This window comes from Devosia sp. MDV22-iso42, from assembly GCF_058629155.1.
Map to the genome: position 1 here is coordinate 144,707 of NZ_JBZVWR010000010.1, position 16,818 is coordinate 161,524.

At 64.9% G+C, this 16,818-nt stretch carries 17 protein-coding genes and 1 other RNA gene; 13 read left to right on the top strand and 5 right to left on the bottom strand.

All coding sequences use genetic code 11. The annotated features are described in order from the left end of the window. Positions 1–3: 3 nt before the first annotated feature. Positions 4–160: non-coding RNA, 6S RNA (ssrS, locus tag AC4NN3_RS12580), on the bottom strand. A gap of 105 nt (positions 161–265) precedes the next feature. Between ssrS and AC4NN3_RS12585 the strand changes: the two genes are divergently transcribed. Continuing rightward, positions 266–1,888, top strand: a complete 1,623-nt coding sequence (locus tag AC4NN3_RS12585; protein WP_491927438.1) for a cation:proton antiporter — start codon at positions 266–268, stop codon at positions 1,886–1,888. A 6-nt stretch (positions 1,889–1,894) separates the two neighbouring features. On the opposite strand, the gene AC4NN3_RS12590 is transcribed toward AC4NN3_RS12585, so the two are convergent. Then, complete coding sequence (locus AC4NN3_RS12590) at positions 1,895–2,272, bottom strand: cell division protein ZapA (RefSeq protein ID WP_491927439.1); 378 nt, start codon at positions 2,270–2,272, stop codon at positions 1,895–1,897. Positions 2,273–2,276: 4 nt separating this feature from the next. Then, positions 2,277–2,564: a DUF4164 family protein gene (locus AC4NN3_RS12595; protein ID WP_491927440.1), complete on the bottom strand. Its 288-nt coding sequence runs from the start codon at positions 2,562–2,564 to the stop codon at positions 2,277–2,279. Between the two features lie 205 nt (positions 2,565–2,769). Here AC4NN3_RS12595 and tkt point away from each other — a divergent pair, with 205 nt between their 5' ends. From tkt to AC4NN3_RS12620, 5 genes are all read left to right on the top strand, one after another. Then, a complete protein-coding gene (tkt, locus tag AC4NN3_RS12600; protein WP_491927441.1) occupies positions 2,770–4,743 on the top strand; it encodes a transketolase in 1,974 nt (657 codons plus the stop codon). 48 nt (positions 4,744–4,791) lie between these two features. Next, a complete protein-coding gene (gene gap, locus AC4NN3_RS12605; protein WP_491927442.1) occupies positions 4,792–5,799 on the top strand; it encodes a type I glyceraldehyde-3-phosphate dehydrogenase in 1,008 nt (335 codons plus the stop codon). A gap of 123 nt (positions 5,800–5,922) precedes the next feature. Further along, on the top strand, positions 5,923–6,462 hold the full coding sequence (locus tag AC4NN3_RS12610) for a putative glycolipid-binding domain-containing protein (RefSeq protein ID WP_491927443.1): 540 nt from the start codon (positions 5,923–5,925) through the stop codon (positions 6,460–6,462). Between the two features lie 118 nt (positions 6,463–6,580). Beyond that, the gene (locus tag AC4NN3_RS12615) at positions 6,581–6,871 is read left to right on the top strand and encodes a hypothetical protein (protein ID WP_491927444.1); all 291 of its coding nucleotides are present in this window, start codon (positions 6,581–6,583) and stop codon (positions 6,869–6,871) included. An 86-nt stretch (positions 6,872–6,957) separates the two neighbouring features. Further along, positions 6,958–8,160, top strand: coding sequence for a phosphoglycerate kinase (locus tag AC4NN3_RS12620; RefSeq protein WP_491927445.1), 1,203 nt, complete (start codon positions 6,958–6,960; stop codon positions 8,158–8,160). Between the two features lie 74 nt (positions 8,161–8,234). Here the strand turns inward: AC4NN3_RS12620 and AC4NN3_RS12625 are convergent, their stop codons facing one another. After that, complete coding sequence (locus AC4NN3_RS12625; RefSeq protein WP_491927446.1) at positions 8,235–9,065, bottom strand: aldo/keto reductase; 831 nt, start codon at positions 9,063–9,065, stop codon at positions 8,235–8,237. A gap of 221 nt (positions 9,066–9,286) precedes the next feature. Here AC4NN3_RS12625 and AC4NN3_RS12630 point away from each other — a divergent pair, with 221 nt between their 5' ends. The 5 genes from AC4NN3_RS12630 (at position 9,287) to AC4NN3_RS12650 (ending at position 13,724) form a co-directional block, all read left to right on the top strand. Continuing rightward, a complete protein-coding gene (locus tag AC4NN3_RS12630; RefSeq protein ID WP_491927447.1) occupies positions 9,287–10,315 on the top strand; it encodes a class I fructose-bisphosphate aldolase in 1,029 nt (342 codons plus the stop codon). 195 nt (positions 10,316–10,510) lie between these two features. Then, positions 10,511–11,107 carry a thiamine phosphate synthase gene (locus tag AC4NN3_RS12635; RefSeq protein ID WP_491927448.1) on the top strand — a complete coding sequence of 199 codons (597 nt, stop codon included), beginning with the start codon at positions 10,511–10,513 and terminating at the stop codon, positions 11,105–11,107. After that, entirely contained in the window at positions 11,104–12,237 is a 1,134-nt protein-coding gene (locus AC4NN3_RS12640; RefSeq protein WP_491927449.1) for a tetratricopeptide repeat protein, read from the top strand. The genes AC4NN3_RS12635 and AC4NN3_RS12640 overlap by 4 nt, the downstream gene beginning before the upstream one ends. 122 nt (positions 12,238–12,359) lie before the next feature. Continuing rightward, positions 12,360–12,926 carry an elongation factor P gene (efp, locus tag AC4NN3_RS12645; protein ID WP_491927450.1) on the top strand — a complete coding sequence of 189 codons (567 nt, stop codon included), beginning with the start codon at positions 12,360–12,362 and terminating at the stop codon, positions 12,924–12,926. Between the two features lie 3 nt (positions 12,927–12,929). After that, the gene (locus AC4NN3_RS12650; RefSeq protein ID WP_491927451.1) at positions 12,930–13,724 is read left to right on the top strand and encodes an inositol monophosphatase family protein; all 795 of its coding nucleotides are present in this window, start codon (positions 12,930–12,932) and stop codon (positions 13,722–13,724) included. Positions 13,725–13,838: 114 nt separating this feature from the next. Here the strand turns inward: AC4NN3_RS12650 and AC4NN3_RS12655 are convergent, their stop codons facing one another. Then, positions 13,839–14,555: a DUF1868 domain-containing protein gene (locus tag AC4NN3_RS12655; protein WP_491927452.1), complete on the bottom strand. Its 717-nt coding sequence runs from the start codon at positions 14,553–14,555 to the stop codon at positions 13,839–13,841. Between the two features lie 173 nt (positions 14,556–14,728). Between AC4NN3_RS12655 and AC4NN3_RS12660 the strand changes: the two genes are divergently transcribed. Together AC4NN3_RS12660 and AC4NN3_RS12665 are read left to right on the top strand one after the other, a co-directional pair. Beyond that, positions 14,729–15,715 (top strand): flagellar motor protein MotA, encoded by a 987-nt coding sequence (locus AC4NN3_RS12660; protein ID WP_491927453.1) that lies wholly within the window; start codon positions 14,729–14,731, stop codon positions 15,713–15,715. A 4-nt stretch (positions 15,716–15,719) separates the two neighbouring features. After that, complete coding sequence (locus AC4NN3_RS12665) at positions 15,720–16,745, top strand: peptidoglycan -binding protein (RefSeq protein WP_491927454.1); 1,026 nt, start codon at positions 15,720–15,722, stop codon at positions 16,743–16,745. Positions 16,746–16,818: the final 73 nt, after the last annotated feature.

Below are 16,818 nucleotides of genomic sequence, written 5' to 3' on the forward strand. Positions count from 1 at the left end.
AAATTAGGTGCCACCCTGGCCGTGGGATAAGCGATCCCGGAACCTACTTTACGTAGGTGGGCGCCGTATGTCCGAACCCACGGGTCCGGTCAGGGACAGCTCCCTTAAGATCGATAAGGCCCCGGGGATATTGGTATCCTCACGCACCGGGCAGCCGCCAAGATATAGTGCGTTGCCACCGCGCTGCATAGAGCACCACACCGGAAAGTGGGTTGTTTTTGCCCAGCCGCTTCACCACTTTGTGAGCGTCCCTCCGGAGCGCCCGATGTTTGCCCATATTCTTGTCGTGATCATCGTGGCCATCGCCATCACCGCTCTGGCCGAGCGGCGCAATGTGCAGCCGGCTCTGCTGGTCGCCATGGTGGGTCTGGCCGCCTCCTTCATTCCCGGCATTCCCCGGCTGGAACTGGCGCCCGAGATCATCCTGGGCATTTTCCTGCCGCCCATGCTGTTCTCGGCAGCCAGCGACTTTTCCTTTTCCAGCTTCGCCAGGCGCCTCGGCTCCATCGTCAATCTGGGCGTTTTCATGGTGTTCGGCACCGCCGCGCTGGTCGGCATCATCGCCAATATGCTGGTGCCGGGCCTGGGTGCCGCTGCCATTGTGCTGGGCGCCGTGCTGGCGCCGCCCGACGCCGTGGCGGCCATTGCCATCGGCCGCAAGGCGGGCCTGCCCACCGCGGTCATGACCGTGCTCAAGGGCGAAAGCCTGATCAATGACGCGGCGGCCCTGACCCTGTTCACCGTGGCCGTAGCCGCCGTGGCCGGTACCCATACCTTCATTGCCAGCACGCCGCTCTATTTCCTTTATGCGGCGCTGCTCGGCATCGTTGTCGGCATGGTCATCGGCCACCTCGCCCGCATCGCCCGGCGCAAGCTGACCAATCCCTCGCTGGCGACCGCCATTTCGGTGATCGTCCCCTTCGCCGCCTATCTGCTGGCCGAGGAGCTGCACGCCTCGGGCGTCCTGGCCGTGGTCGCCGCCGGCTTTGCCCTGGGCCACCACGCCACCGAGTCGGGCTATGCCGAGCGCATGCAGGAGCGCAATTTCTGGCGCACCATCGATACCCTGCTCGAGACCTTCGTCTTTGCCTATATCGGCCTGCAGCTGCGCTTCGTCATCGGCGATGCCGCCGCGGCGGGCTACGCCATCTGGCAGCTGCTGGGCGCCTCGGCCGCCATTTTCCTGGCCACCATATTCATCCGTTTTGCCTGGGTGTTCGGCACGGCAGGGCTCGGACGCTGGCGCCACCGCCGCATCGGCAAGCGGCTGGCCAGCCTGTCGCCGGAGCGCGCGCGCCGCTATCCCATCCCGCAGCCGCCGCTGGCCTGGAAGGAAAACCTGGTCATTGCCTGGACCGGCATGCGCGGTGTCGTCACCCTCGCCGCCGCGGCCGGTATTCCGGCCGTGACCGCCACCGGCGCGGATTTTCCGGGCCGCAATGCCATTCTCGCCATCGCCTTTTTCGTCACCATCGCCACCCTGGTCATTCAGGGCCTCAGCCTGCCCTGGCTGATCCGCGCCCTGCAGCTGGATGACACGCGCGACCGCCAGTTCATCGCCGACCAGCAGGCGCTGGCACAGCAGTTCTGCGACGAGGCCGACCGGCAGACCGTGGCGGCCCATCTGGCTACCGATCTGGACCTGGAAAACCGCAAGCTGGCCGAATTCGTCGCGCGGCGGCTGGCCACCAAGGACACCGCGACCGATCTGCAGTTCAATCCCGACGCGTCGTTCTGGCTGGGCAGCGTACTGCTCGAGGCGCGCCGCGCCCGGCTGATCGCCGCCCGCGATGCCCGCGAACTCGACGACACCGTGCTGCGCGATACGCTTGAACAGATGGATATCGAGCAGGCCTTCATGCACCGCATGGGCAGGGCCGGCGCCTGAACCGGCTCAGCCCTGCGGCACCGGCGCCGTGTCGTCCAGAATGGTGGCCATGCCCTCGATCGTGCGGGCGGCCGCGCCGAGCTTCTGCGCAAAGCGGATTTCCAGCGCCTCGATCTCGGCGGCCACTTCCTGGCCTGCCCGGGTCAGCACCAGCACGTCGCTTTCCAGCGCCTTGATCTTGCGCTCGGCCTCGGCCAGCTCATCGACCACCGCAATGCCGGCCATCACCGTCAGCCGGTTGTCGCCGATTTCGCCCACGGCGCCCTTGAGCTGCTCGACATGGGCGTCAAAGCGCTGCGCCAGGCCGATCAGATGCTGCTGCTGGCCCTCTTCACAGGCCATGCGGTATTTGCGGCCATTGATCTCGACATTGACTTCGGGCATGCCGCTACTCCGCCTTGGCCAGCACTGAGCGGACCGTCTCCATCGCGTCGACCAGGCGTCGCGACACCTCATGGGCACTGTCATCGAGCCGCTTGGCCCGCGCCGCAGCCTTGTCCAGCTCGGTCGCCAGCCGCGCCCGCTCATGCACCAGCCGCTGGGTATCGACCTCCATGCGGTTATGCTGGCGCATCCGGGTGCCCAGATCCTGCACCGACTGGTTGAGCCGCGCCAGCGCCCGATCGAACCGCGCATTGGCGGCAGTCAGATCATCTTGAAGTTCCGTGTCACTCATTGCTGCTACGGTCCTCAACGCGCGGCGATTCCGCCGCTGCCAGCCTGCCCCAGCGCTGGCCGCAATGCAACTGGCGCGCCACCACGTCAGCCATGCCTTGTCATTGACAGGCAATCCCAACCTGTTATGCCTCGAACCCGCCTTTGGGAGGAGGCGTTTGGACCATCTTCTCCCCAGATTTCAGTCCCAGGAAAGTGCAAGCCCGATGACCAACACAGCCCAGCAGAACGATCTGGCCAATGCAATCCGCTCCCTGTCGATGGACGCGGTTGAAAAAGCCAATTCCGGCCACCCGGGCCTGCCCATGGGCTGCGCCGACATTGCCACGGTGCTGTTCACCAAGGTGATGAAGTTTGACCCCGCTGACAGCAAATGGGCTGACCGCGATCGCTTCGTCCTCTCGGCTGGCCACGGCTCGATGCTGCTCTACGCCTCGCTCTACCTCCTCGGATACGAGGACATGACGATCGACCAGATCAAGAATTTCCGCCAGCTCAACTCCAAGACCGCCGGCCACCCCGAATATCATTTTGCCCAGGGCATCGAGACCACGACCGGCCCGCTCGGCCAGGGCGTCGGCAATGCCGTCGGCATGGCCGTGGCCGAGGCCAAGCTGGCCGCCGAATTCGGCGCCGACCTCGTTGATCACCACACCTGGTGCCTGGCCGGCGACGGCTGCCTGATGGAAGGCATTTCCCAGGAAGCCATTGCCCTGGCCGGCCATCTCAAGCTCAACAAGCTGACCGTGATCTGGGACAATAACTCGATCACCATCGATGGCGCCGTCTCCAATGCCGACAGCACTGACCAGATCGCCCGTTTCAAGGCGTCGGGCTGGCACACCATCGAGATCGACGGCCACGACCAGGACGCCATCGAAAAGGCCCTGCTCGCCGCCAAGGCCGCCGACAAGCCCACTTTGGTCGCCGCCAAGACCACGATCGGCTTCGGCGCGCCCAAGAAGGCCGGCACCAACAAGGTGCATGGCTCCCCGCTCGGCGCCGAGGAACTGGCCGGCGCCAAGGCCGCGCTCGGCATCACCTATCCCGCCTTTGAAATCCCCGCCGACACGCTGTCTGCCTGGCGCGCTGCCGGCAAGCGCGCCCAGAACATCCGCGGCGAGTGGACCGCGCGCCTCGGTGCCTCCGCGCACAAGAGCGAGTTCGAGCGTCGCATGGCCGGCGAACTGCCCGCCGGCTTTGCCAATGCCATGGCCGACTATATCAAGCAGCTGACCGTCGACCAGCCCAAGGTCGCGACCCGCAAGTCCGGCCAGATGGCGCTTGAGATCATCAATGCCGTGGTGCCCGAGACCCAGGGCGGCTCGGCCGATCTCACCGGCTCGAACCTGACCAATACCAAGGAAACCCTGCCCTTCCAGGCCGACAACTATGCCGGCCGCTACATGATGTATGGCATCCGCGAGCACGTCATGGCCGCCGCCATGAACGGCATCGCCTTGCATGGCGGCCTGATCCCCTATGGCGGGACCTTCATGTGCTTTACCGACTATGCCCGTCCGGCCATCCGCCTTTCGGCGCTGATGGGCCAGCGCGTCATCTATGTGATGACCCATGACTCGATCGGCCTGGGCGAAGACGGCCCGACCCACCAGCCGGTGGAACACCTGTCCGCCCTGCGTGCCATTCCCAACCTGCTGGTCTTCCGCCCGGCCGATGCGGTGGAAACCGCCGAATGCTGGCAGCTGGCGCTGCAAAGCGACACGACGCCGTCGATCCTGGCTCTGTCGCGCCAGAACCTGCCCACCGTGCGGACGCAATATACCGCCGAGAACATGTCGGCCCGCGGCGCCTATACCCTGGCCGGCGATCTCGATGCCCAAGCGGTGATCTTCGCCACCGGCTCGGAAGTCGCCATCGCGCTCGACGGCAAGAAGCTGCTCGAGGAAAAGGGCATTTCCGCCCGCGTCGTCTCGGTGCCCTCCATGGAGCTCTTCGCCAGTCAGTCCGATGCCTATCGCACCGAGATCATCGGCAAGGCCAAGGCGCGCGTCGCCATCGAGGCCGGCACCGAGATGAGCTGGAACAAGCTGCTGGGCGACAAGGGCCGCTTTGTCGGCATGACCGGCTTTGGCGCTTCCGGCCCGATCGACGAGCTCTATGAGTTCTTTGGCATTACGCCTAAAGCCATTGTTGAAGCCGTCACGGCACAGTTGTAAGAGAGCGCAGCCTCCCTTCTCCGAACCCCTCCCAAGGAGCGTCTCCCCATGGCAATTCGCGTCGCCATCAATGGCTTTGGTCGTATCGGCCGCAACGTCCTCCGGGCGATCATGGAATCCGGCCGCACCGATATCGAGGTCGTCGCGATCAACGATCTCGGCCCGGTCGAAACCAATGCCCACCTGTTCCGCTTCGACAGCGTGCATGGCCGCTATAACGGCACCGTCACCGTCGACGGCGACACCATTGACGTCGGCCGCGGCCCCATCAAGGTAACCGCCGTGCGCGACCCGGCCGAATTGCCGCATGCCGCCATGAAGGTCGACATCGCCCTTGAATGCACCGGCATTTTCACCAGTAAGGAAAAGGCCAGCGCCCATCTCAAGGCCGGTGCCAAGAAGGTGCTGATTTCGGCCCCCGGCGATGGCGCCGACCTGACCGTGGTCTTCGGCATCAACCACGCCGCGCTGACCGCTGACCACATCGTGGTCTCCAACGCCTCCTGCACCACCAATTGCCTGGCTCCCGTTGCCTATGTCCTGCACAAGGAATTCGGCATCGAACGCGGCATGATGACCACCATCCACTCCTATACCGGTGATCAGCCCACGCTCGACACCATGCACAAAGATCTCTATCGCGGCCGCGCGGCCGCGCTCAGCCAGATCCCGACCTCGACCGGCGCCGCCAAGGCCATTGGCCTGGTGCTGCCCGAGCTCAAGGGCAAGCTGGACGGTGTTTCCATCCGGGTTCCTACACCCAATGTCTCCTGCGTCGACTTCAAGTTCCTCACCTCGCGCGATGTGACAGCCGACGAAATCAATGCTGCCGTCAAGAAGTATGCCGAAGGCGAGCTCAAGGGCATTCTGGGCTTCACCACCCAGCCCAATGTCTCGATCGACTTCAACCATGACAGCCATTCCTCGACCCTGGCCTTCGACCAGACCAAGGTGATGGGCGGCAATTTCGCCTCGATCCTGGCCTGGTACGACAATGAATGGGGCTTCTCCAACCGCATGGCCGACACCGCCGTCGCTATGGGTAAGACGCTCTAGGCTTTTTGGCCTGACTGCAGTCCATCAAGGGCGTCCCAGCGGGGCGCCCTTTTTGCTGCCGCCCGATTGCCAGCCCGTGCCGCTTTGGCCACTATCGATCCACTCCACTTGTGCGGGACCGCAATGAGCCTTGATCGATCCGTCCGCTGGCGCGGCCTAGACTCTGCGACGCTGGAACATTGCCATGTCATCGCTACTGCCCGCGACACAAGGGTGCGCAGCGCCATCATCACCCCCACTTTCGGCCTGTTTTACCGATTCAAGCTCGACGAGGCCGGCCAGGTCCGCACCGTCCGGCTCGAGCGCACCGATGGCGCGGTACTCGAACTGTTCAGCGATGGCGCCGGCAACTGGAGCGACGACCGCGCCGAGCCGCTCCCCGCTTTGCGTGGCTGCATCGACATCGATCTCTCCGTCTCGCCCCTGACCAATTCCCTGCCGCTCTGGCGCTGCGACTGGATCATCGACCAGCCGCAACGCTTTGCCATGAGTTGGATCGATGCCGACGCCATGACGGTGCGGCGCGACGAGCAGATCTATACCAGGCTCGACGACACCCGCTTCCGCTACCAGTCGGCCGACGGTCCGTTCGAGCGGGTCATAACCGTCGACGCCGATGGCCTGGTGCTCGACTATCCGGGCCTCTTCGACCGCCAAGCCTGATCAGGCCGGCGTGGAGCCCACCTGCCGTTCACGCCATGGTTATGCCACCTGCCTTGTCACCGCCGAGTCATCAAACTAGCCTAGCCTTTGCAGCAGTCAGGTTGCAGGGGCACAAACCATGTTCCACATCATGCCGCGCATCTTCGCCAGTCTGCCCATTGCCTCCCTGGTAATCGGCGGCATAGGGCAGCCCGCCGCCCTCGTGGTGCCGCCCGCCCTCACCGCGCTCTATGTCCTGGTCCGCGATCGCCTGATCCGCCGCCGCGTCGGCCTTGCCGCCTGGCCCAGCGACGGCTTTGCCCGCCATGTCCTGGTCGATGACCTGGGACAATTGATCTGCGTTACCCTGCTTGGCCTGCCGCTGTTTTTTGCCGGGCATGGCCTGCGCACCATGCTGCTGCCCGCCTGACCGCCACAGATTTTTGCGCGACTTGCCTTCCCCCTCCGCCAGCGCTCTGCTACGCCACGGCTTAGTATCTGTTCCGGAGGCCCACCATGAGCGCGACGTTCAAAACCCTTGATGAGCTAGATCTCACCAACAAGCGCGTGCTGCTGCGGGCCGATCTGAACGTTCCCATGCAGGATGGCGAAGTCAGCGATGCCACCCGCATCGAGCGGCTGGTGCCCACCATTCGCGAAATCGTCAAGCATGACGGCAAGGCCATCCTGCTCAGCCATTTCGGCCGCCCCAAGGGCAAGGTCGATCCCGAATTCTCGCTCGAGCAGGTCTGTGCCGCCGTCGCCGACGCCACCGGCCACCCGGTCGGCTTTGTCGCCACCGACTGGACCGATGTCAGCGCGGCCAAGCAGGCCATCGACGAGGCGCCGGCCGGCTCGGTGCTGATCATGGAAAATACCCGCTTCCATCCCGGCGAAGAGGCCAATGACACCGAACTGGCCCAGCGCATGGCCAGCCTGGGCGATGTCTATGTGAACGACGCCTTCTCGGCGGCCCATCGCGCCCATGCCTCGACCGCCGCTCTGGCCCATCTGCTGCCCGCCGCTGCGGGCCTGGGCATGCAGGCCGAGCTCGAAGCGCTCGAAGCCGGCCTCGGCAAGCCCAAAAAACCCGTGGTCGCCATTGTCGGTGGCGCCAAGGTCTCCTCCAAGATCGACCTGCTGGAAAACCTCGTCACCAAGGTCGATGGCCTCGTTATCGGCGGCGGCATGGCCAATACCTTCCTGCACGCCCAGGGCTATGGCGTCGGCAAGTCGCTCTGCGAAAAGGACCTTGCCGAAACCGCCTTGCGCATCATGGACAAGGCCATCGACAGCGGCTGTGCCATCATCCTGCCCATCGACGCCGTCATGGCCTGGCACTTCAAGGCCGATACGCCCACACGCCTCTATGGCGTCGATGCCATGGACAATGACGCCATGATGCTCGATATCGGCCCCTCCTCGATCGAGCGCATTCTGGGCGCCATCGACGACGCCAATACCGTGGTCTGGAACGGCCCCATGGGCGCCTTCGAGATGAACCCGTTTGACGCCGGCACCGTCGCCATCGCCAAGCACGTCGCCAAGCGCACCCGTGACGGCAAGCTGATTTCGGTCGCCGGCGGCGGCGACACGGTCTCCGCGCTGGCCCATGCCGGCGTCAAGGACGACTTCACCTATGTCTCCACCGCCGGCGGCGCCTTCCTCGAATGGATGGAAGGCAAGCCCCTGCCGGGGGTTGATGCGCTCAAGAAGTAGGCTGCGGCGCCAGCCGTCCTCTGGAATGAACCAGACCGCTACCCCAGGGTGACGGCCTTTTGATTGCGGCTGACCTAGAACGTGGCCGTCAGCGGATCCGAGCCAAGGCGGCCGTCGGCGCTGTCGAGCGCGGCGATGGCGGCCTTGTCCGTGTCGCTGAGCGTAAAATCGAACACCGCAAAGTTTTCGACGATACGGCTCGGCGTCACCGATTTGGGGATCACCACCAGGCCCAGTTCGATATGCCAGCGGATGATCACCTGCGCGACGCTCTTGCCATGCCGGGCGGCAATGGCTGCCAGCGCGGGATTTTCCAGCAGTTTGCCCTGGCCCAGCGGGCTCCAGCTTTCCGTCACCACGCCCAGCGCGGCATTCTTGGCCCGCATCTGCGCCTGCTGAAATAGCGGATGCAGCTGGATCTGGTTGATCGCCGGGGTCACGCCGGTTTCGGCAATCAGCTGATCGATGGTGTCGCCCTCGAAATTGGACACCCCGATGGAGCGGGCCTTGCCCTCCTCGCGCAGCCGGATCATCGCCTTCCAGGTATCGATGAACTTGCCGCGAAATGCCGAGGGCCAGTGGATCAGATAGAGATCGACATAGTCGGTCCCGAGGCGCTTCAGGCTCTCGTCCATGGCCCGCAGCGTTGAATCGAAGCCCTGCGCCTCGTTCCACAGCTTGGTGGTCAGGAAAATCTCCGAACGGCCCACATCGGCCTGCGCCATGCCGGTGCCGACGCCCGTTTCATTGTCATAGATGGCAGCGGTATCGATATGCCGATAGCCCGCTCCCAGCGCACTGGCCACGGCCGTGGCGGCCGTTTCGTCGGTGGCTTTCCAGACGCCCAGACCGATCTGGGGAATGGCATGGCCATCGTTAAAGCTCACATGCGGTTGCGTGCTCATCAGTATCATCCATCATTGGGGGAGGCGCTGGGGCGCCGGCAGATTTGGGGAGGCGCCGAAGGCACCTGGCGAGAGACAGTCTAGACCATAACGGGCCCTATCGCCAACCGTTCCGTCATCTTCCATACAAGATCCGCCTTTGGTCTAATAACCCTAGGTCTAATCGAACTGCCGGCAACGAAAGTCTAATCTCTGCTCAATCCCACAGCCGAGGTTTGCCCATGACGAAGTCGCTCAATGCCATTGCCCAGAAACTGATGGAGCCCGGCAAGGGCATCCTGGCCGCCGACGAATCCGAAGGCACCATTGCCAAGCGCTTTGCCAAGATCAACCTGCCCAACTCGCTCGATCTGCGCCGCGACTACCGCGAAATGCTGTTCCGCTCCACCGAGGCGATGACCAAGTACATTTCCGGCGTCATCCTCACCGAAGAAACCCTCGAACAGTCCGCCGCCGACGGCACCCCGTTCCGCGCCATCCTGGCCGATGCCGACGTCATCCCCGGCATCAAGGTCGATCGCGGCGCCTTCCCCATGCCCGGCGACCACAACGAAAAGATCACCGAAGGCCTCGACGGCCTGCGCCAGCGCCTGGTGCGCTATGCCGAGCACGGCGCCGGCTTTGCCAAGTGGCGCGCCGTCATCACCATCAATGACGTGGCCCCCACCCGCAACAATATCCGCGCCAATGCCCATGCTTTGGCCCGCTATGCCATCCTCTGCCAGGAGGCTGGCATTGTGCCGGTGGTCGAGCCCGAAGTGGTCGGCGATGGCGATCCGGGCAACCATTCCATGGAGCGCTGCGCCGCGGTGACCGGTGACGTGCTGGAAAACACCTTCAAGGAACTGCGCCTCGCCGGTGTCGATCTGGGCGGCATGCTGCTCAAGCCCAACATGATCATGCCCGGCATCAATTCGCGCGAACGGCCCAGCTTCGAGGAAGTGGCCCGCCGCACCGTGGCCGTGCTGCGCGAGCATGTCCCGGCCGCCGTGCCCGGCATTGCCTTCCTCTCGGGCGGCCAGACCGATGAGGAGGCCACCGCCCACCTCTCGGCCATGAACCAGATCGCCGGCAAGCCCTGGCCGCTGACCTTCTCCTACGGTCGCGCGCTGCAGAATGTGGCCCTGCGCACCTGGGCCGGTCGACGCGAGAACTTCCCGGCCGCCCAGGCCGCCTTCAGCCACCGCGCCCATATGAACTCGCTGGCCGCGCTCGGCACCTGGAGCGGCGAGATCGACACCGCTGCCTGATTTCTGCCCGACGTCCCAACGTCACACCTGCGCGCCCCCAGCGGGCGCGCCTTTTTGTCAGGCCGGTGCGCGTCTCCAGAACGGGACGCGCATTTTCTTTGCGCGTCACATTTCCATCCCCTATTGGAGGGGCGTCCTCTTTCTTGCCAAAATGGCCCCCCATGAAGAGGCCCATAGCGTCAGTATCGAGAACCCATGGCCCCCCAGCTTTATCTGATCACGCCCGCCGCCGCCGACCCGGAGCGTTTTCCCCAGACCCTGCAGGCTGTGCTGGATACTGCCCCCTTCTCGGCCCTGCTGGTTCGCCGCGGCACCCGCGACAGCGCTGACTATGCCAGCTTTGCCAGGCAGCTGGTCGGCATCGGCCAGGCCGCCGGCTGCGCCGTGCTGGTCGAGGATGATGCGCCCCTCGCCCGGACGATTGGCGCCGATGGCGTGCATGTCGCCGGCGATGCCGGCGCCGTCAAGGCGGCGCTCAAGGCGCTCAAGCCGGGCCTGATCGTCGGGGCCGGCCACATCCCGACCCGCCACGACGCCATGACCATCGGCGAAATGGATGTCGACTATCTGTTCTTTGGGCCCCTTGCGGGCGGCAGCGATACCGAAGCGGCCGACCTTGCCGAGTGGTGGGCCACCACCTTCGAAATCCCCGCCGTGCTCAGCGACCCGGCCGCGACCCCTTCCGTCGATCCGCGCGGCGCTGAATTCCTCGCCCTGTCGGACTCGATCTGGTCGGCAGACGATCCCGCCGCTGCCGCGCGGGCCATCCTCAACGCCCTGGGCAAGCCATGACCATCCGGCGCTGCCTTCCTCTGCTGCTCCTTTCGGTTCTGCTCTCGACCCTGTCGCTGGCCAGCCTTGCCGCAGCCCAGGAGGACGTGGTGCAGGACGAGGCGGTCCAGGAAGCCCCCCCGCCAGCCGGCGCTGCCGAGATCATCAGCGACCAGATCTTTGGCCCCCGCGTGCCGACCGATCTGGCCTTTGGCGCCTTCCAGCGCGGCTATTTCCTTACCGCGCTCGAATTTGCCCTGCCGCGTGCCGAACAGGGCGATGCGCCGGCCCAGACCCTGATTGCTGAGATCTACGCCAAGGGCCTCGGCGTGGCCCAGAACGACCAGCGCGCCGCCGGCTGGTACGAGCTGGCCGCCAAGAACGGCGATATCCTGGCCATGTTCGAGCTGGCCATGCTCTACCAGGACGGCATCGGCGTGCCCAAGAACCGCGCGCGCGCCGCCGACCTGTTCAACAGGGCCGCCAAGGCCGGCTACCTGCCGGCCAAATATAATCTGGCTTTGCTGCATATTGAAGGCATCTATGCCTCGCCCAGCCTGTCCACAGCGGCCGGCCTGATGCTGGAAGCCGCCGAGGCCGGCCTCGCCGAGGCGCAATATGACTATGGCACCATGCTGATCGAGGGCGCCGGCCTGGCGCCCAATCCGGAGGAAGGCGCGCGCTATATTGGCCTGGCGGCCGAGCAGAACCTGACCGAGGCACAGGTCGATTACGCGACCCTGCTCTATCTCGGCCAGGGCATCGAGCGCGATGTCGCCGCTGCGGCCGGCTGGTATGCCCGGGCCGCCGAGGCCGGCAGCGCCGTCGCCCAGAACCGCTATGCCAAGCTCCTGGCCGTGGGCGAGGGCGTGGCGCTCGATCTGCAGGAGGCTGCCATGTGGCGCGCCCTGTCGCGCCGCCAGGGCCTGAGCGACCCCGCGCTGGATCGCCTTCTCGTCTCCATTCCGCCGGAAGACCTGGCCCTGGCAGAGCAGCGCGCCCGCTTCTGGCCGGGCACGCCGCCCAGCATCGAGACGATCGCGGAAATCCCCTCCATTGCCCCGCCCGGCAGTGGCGACACCGCGCCCACCACCCTGCCCGACCTGCTGCCGACGACGGTCACCCCGGCGGCAGAACCGCAAAACCCTTGAACAGAGCGGCATTCTGAGGCAATAAGCGCCCCACGCCCGTCAGCACAACCATTCTTCGGCCAGCCGCATCCGGCGCGCGTGGCCCGCTCCAACACTTCGCGCACCCGAAAGCACCCACCCGCATGGCCAAGATCAACGGCAATGAAATCCGCCCCGGTTTCGTCATCAACCATCAGGACCGCCTCTGGGTCGCGGTCAAGGTCGATCACGTCAAGCCCGGCAAGGGCGGCGCCTATGCCCAGGTCGAGCTCAAGGCCATCCTGACCGGCACCAAGCTCAACGAGCGTTTCCGCTCCGCTGAAACGGTCGAGCAGGTCGACCTCGAATTCCGCGATTTCACCTTCCTCTACGAGCAGGGCGACAGCCTGGTCTTCATGGATCAGCAGAGCTACGAGCAGGTCGAGCTGGCCAAGGATTTTGTCGGCGACCGCGCCGCCTTCCTCTCGGACGGCATGAAGATCACCCTCGAAATGCACGAAGACACCCCGCTGGGCATCAAGTTCCCGGCCAATGTGGTGCTCGAAGTCACCGAGGTCGATCCGGTGCAGAAGGGCCAGAGCGTGTCCAGCCAGTTCAAGCCAGCCATCATGTCCAACGGCCTCAAGGTCATGGTGCCGCCCTTCATCGCCGTTGGCGAGCGCATCGTCGTCGACACCTCTGAAGTCACCTATATGCGCCGGGCGGACTGATCCATGGCCCGTTCAGCAATCCTCAATGTCATGGTCGGCGCCGCCCTCAAGGCCGGCAAATCGCTGACCAAGGACTTCAATGAAGTCGAAAACCTGCAGGTTTCCCGCAAGGGCCCGGCCGATTTCGTCTCCAAGGCCGATCTGCGCGCCGAGCAGGTGATCTTCACCGAGCTGCAAAAGGCCCGCCCCACCTATGCCTTCCTCATGGAAGAGGGTGGCGAGGTCGCCGGCACCGATGGCCAGCACCGCTGGATCGTCGATCCGCTCGACGGCACCACCAATTTCCTGCACTCGATCCCGCTCTTTGCCGTGGCCATCGCCCTCGAGCGCGCCAACGAGATCGTCGCAGCGGTGATCTACAATCCGGTGATGGACGAGCTTTACACCGCCGAAAAGGGCGGCGGCACCTGGCTCAATGACCGCAAGCGTCTGCGCGTTGCCGGTCGCCGCAGCCTGTCGGACGCCGTGGTCTGCACCGGCATCAAGACCCAGGGCACCCCCAATGACAGCCTGCAGCTGCGCCAGCTCGCCCATATCAATCCCGCTGTCGCCGGCATTCGCCGCTCCGGCTCGATTGCCGTGGACATGGCCTGGCTGGCCTCGGGCCGCTATGACGCGCTCTGGGAAGCCGGCCTGGCCCCCTGGGACGTGGCGCCCGGCATGCTGATGGTCAAGGAAGCCGGCGGTTTCGTCTCCGACTTTGCCGGTTCGCCCGGCTCGGTCTGGAACGGCCAGATCGTTGCCGGCAACGAAACCCTGCAGCCCGCTTTGCTCAAGGAAATCCGGGCGGTTCAGTAGGCTCAGCCCCCCTGGAGCGTTTTCAGCAAAAGTGGCTCCACTTTTGCGGTTCGAAGACGCGACAAACCAAAGAGTTAGAGCGATTGAGCCGTTTCAGAGAAACGGTGAAATGCTCTAGCGTGGGTTGAACACCAGCAGTTCTTCAAACCAGTTCATGTCGGCAAAGCTGCAAAAGGCCGGCGCCCGCAGCTCGAGCATGGGTGCGCGCTGCACGATGTCGGCCTCGACCGCGTGCAGCATGGCCTGCCATTCCGGCAGCGCGTCTGCGTCGATCCAGTCGACGAGATAGGCCATGGTGATGTGGAATTCATAGGTCTCGTGATCGGGGTGCCGATAGCCGAGTAGGTCGGCGAAACCGTCGCGCCAGTCCGCCATGGCCTGCCGATCCGCGGCAGTGACGCCCTCGAGCCGAAGGCCGGTCGGCGCCACCCCGTTGACCGCCACCTGGAAGGCCGGGCCGCCGGCAAAGCCGTCCAGCCGCCGCGTGAAGTCGTCGGTCATGGCGGCGATCGAGGTGGCGCCGTCCATGTCGCGCGGCCAGTAGGGGTATTCCCGGCGTCCCTCGATAATCCCCTGGAACAGCGTCATGTGATAGCTGGCGACCGGCGTGAAGGCCAGCTTGGCCGCATCCGCCATGCCCTGGAAAACCAGCCGCGCATCGGCCAGCGCCTGCTGCGTCGCCGAGCCTTCCACCACATGGCAGACCACCGTATTGCCCGGCTCGGGCAGGAAGGCGCCCGCCTGGTTGTAGCGCGTGCCCAGATGCCGGGGCGGCGCACGATCGGGCTGGTGGCCAAAATGCTGGGCGAGCGTGGGCAGGTCGATGGGCATGGTGAAAACTCTCGGGCAGGTGGCGGACGGCTCCCCTTACGTCTGCTTCGCGAAACTTGCGTGACGGCCGTTCACACCGTTGCAATGGTTAACCTTTGGCATTGCCCCATAAGCTCGGTCTGAACTAGTCTTGCCCGCAGTGATTTGCGCGTTGAGGCAAGGTTCAGGCAGACATGACGCAAGGCTATGATCCCTACCACCTCGCCAGCCCGACCGTTTACCTCATCAAGATCCTGATTTTTCTGGTGCTGGTCGCGCTGGTCGGGGCGATCCTGTTCAACACCATCACCACCTTCTTCTGGGCCAATCCCTTCATCAACTCGATGATCTTCTTTGCCCTGTTCATTGGCATATTCCTCAGTTTCCGCCAGGTCATCCGCCTGTTTCCCGAAGTGCACTGGGTCAATTCCCTGCAGGACGGCACCACCACCAATGTGCGGGCGCCCATCCTGCTGGCCCCGGTGGCCGGCATCCTGCGCGAACGCATCGGCGAGGCGGTGATCACCCCATCCTCCATGCGCTCGATCCTGGACAGCGTTGGCAACCGCCTCGACGAAGCCAAGGACACCTCGCGCTATCTTACGGGCCTCTTGGTCTTTCTTGGCCTCATGGGCACGTTTTACGGCCTGCTCGAAACCGTGACCTCGGTGGCCGGGGTCATCAATTCGCTCGATGTCGCCAATGGCGACACCGCCTCCCAGTTCGCCAGTCTGCGCGAGGGCCTGAGCGCCCCGCTGGCCGGCATGGGCACCGCCTTCTCGTCCAGCCTGTTCGGTCTTGCCGGATCGCTGGTGCTGGGCTTTCTCGACCTGCAGACCAGCCAGGCGCAGAACGCCTTCTATACCGATCTCGAGGACTGGATGACCTCCATGACCGAGCTCGACCACCCCGTCAGCGCCATGCAGGCCAATGCCGGCGGCCCGGAAATGCAGGCCATGTTCGACAAGCTCGGCAGCTCCATGCAGAACCAGAACTCCAGCCAGAACGCCATCCGCGCTATGGCCGAGTTGGCCCGCGGCATCGATGGCCTGGTCAAGCACATCCGCACCGAGCAGGATGATCTGCGCAAGCATATCGAAGAGCAGGGTGAAACCAATCGCAAGCTGCGCGAGCTGATCGACGCGGTGCTGGCCCAGTCCGACAACGAGCGGCGGAACTAGACCCATGCCGGGAGCCCGTTCCCGCCGGCGCATCGAGGCCAATTACTGGCCCGGTTTCGTCGACGCCCTGTCGAGCCTGCTGCTCGTCATCATTTTCATGCTCAGCCTGTTCATGCTGACCCAGTTCTTCCTGGGGCAGGAACTGCAGGGCCGCGACACGGCGCTCGCCCGCCTCAACAGCCAGATCGCCGAACTGACCGACCTGCTGCAGCTCGAACGCGCCAACGCCGATGACCTCAACAGCCAGATCGCCAACCTGACCGCCACCCTGGGCAGTACCCAGGCCGACAATGCCAGCCTTGCCAGCCAGCTCGAGGGCATTGGCGCCGGCGTCGGCGACAAGGACGCCGCCATAGCGGGCCTGCAGGGCGACCTGGAAGCCGCCCAGGAGCTGTCCGACGAAGCCAATGCCCAGGTGGCCCTGCTCAATCAGCAACTGGCCGCCCTGCGCACCCAGATCGGCGCGCTCGAGACGGCGCTCGAGGCTTCTGAAGCCCGCGATAGCCAGTCGCGCACCCAGATCGCCGATCTCGGCCGCCGCCTCAATGTCGCCCTGGCCCAGCGGGTGCAGGATCTCACCCGCTATCGCTCGGACTTCTTCGGCCGGCTGCGGCAGATTCTCGAAGGCCGCGCCGACGTCCGCATCGTGGGCGACCGTTTCGTCTTCCAGTCCGAAGTGCTGTTTGATCCCGGCCAGGCCGATGTGCAATCCGGCGGCCTGCCCGACCTCGACGCCCTGGCCGACGCTATCCTGCAGCTCGAAACCGAGATCCCCGAGGACATCAACTGGGTGCTGCGCATTGACGGCCATACCGATAGCCGCCCCATCAGCAATGCCCGCTTTCCGTCCAACTGGGAACTCTCGGCGGCCCGGGCCATTTCGGTGGCGCAATATCTGGTGACTCGCGGCGTCTCACCCAACCGCCTGGTCGCGGCCGGCTTCGGCGAATTCACCCCGCTTGATCCGGGCACCAGCGACGAAGCCTATCGCCGCAACCGCCGCATCGAGTTCAAGCTGACCGAGGGGTGAGCAGCAACGGCGGGACGCCGGCAGATCGCGCCGGTGGCGCGATCTGAGACGATTACGGGTCGAGCCCAGCGAG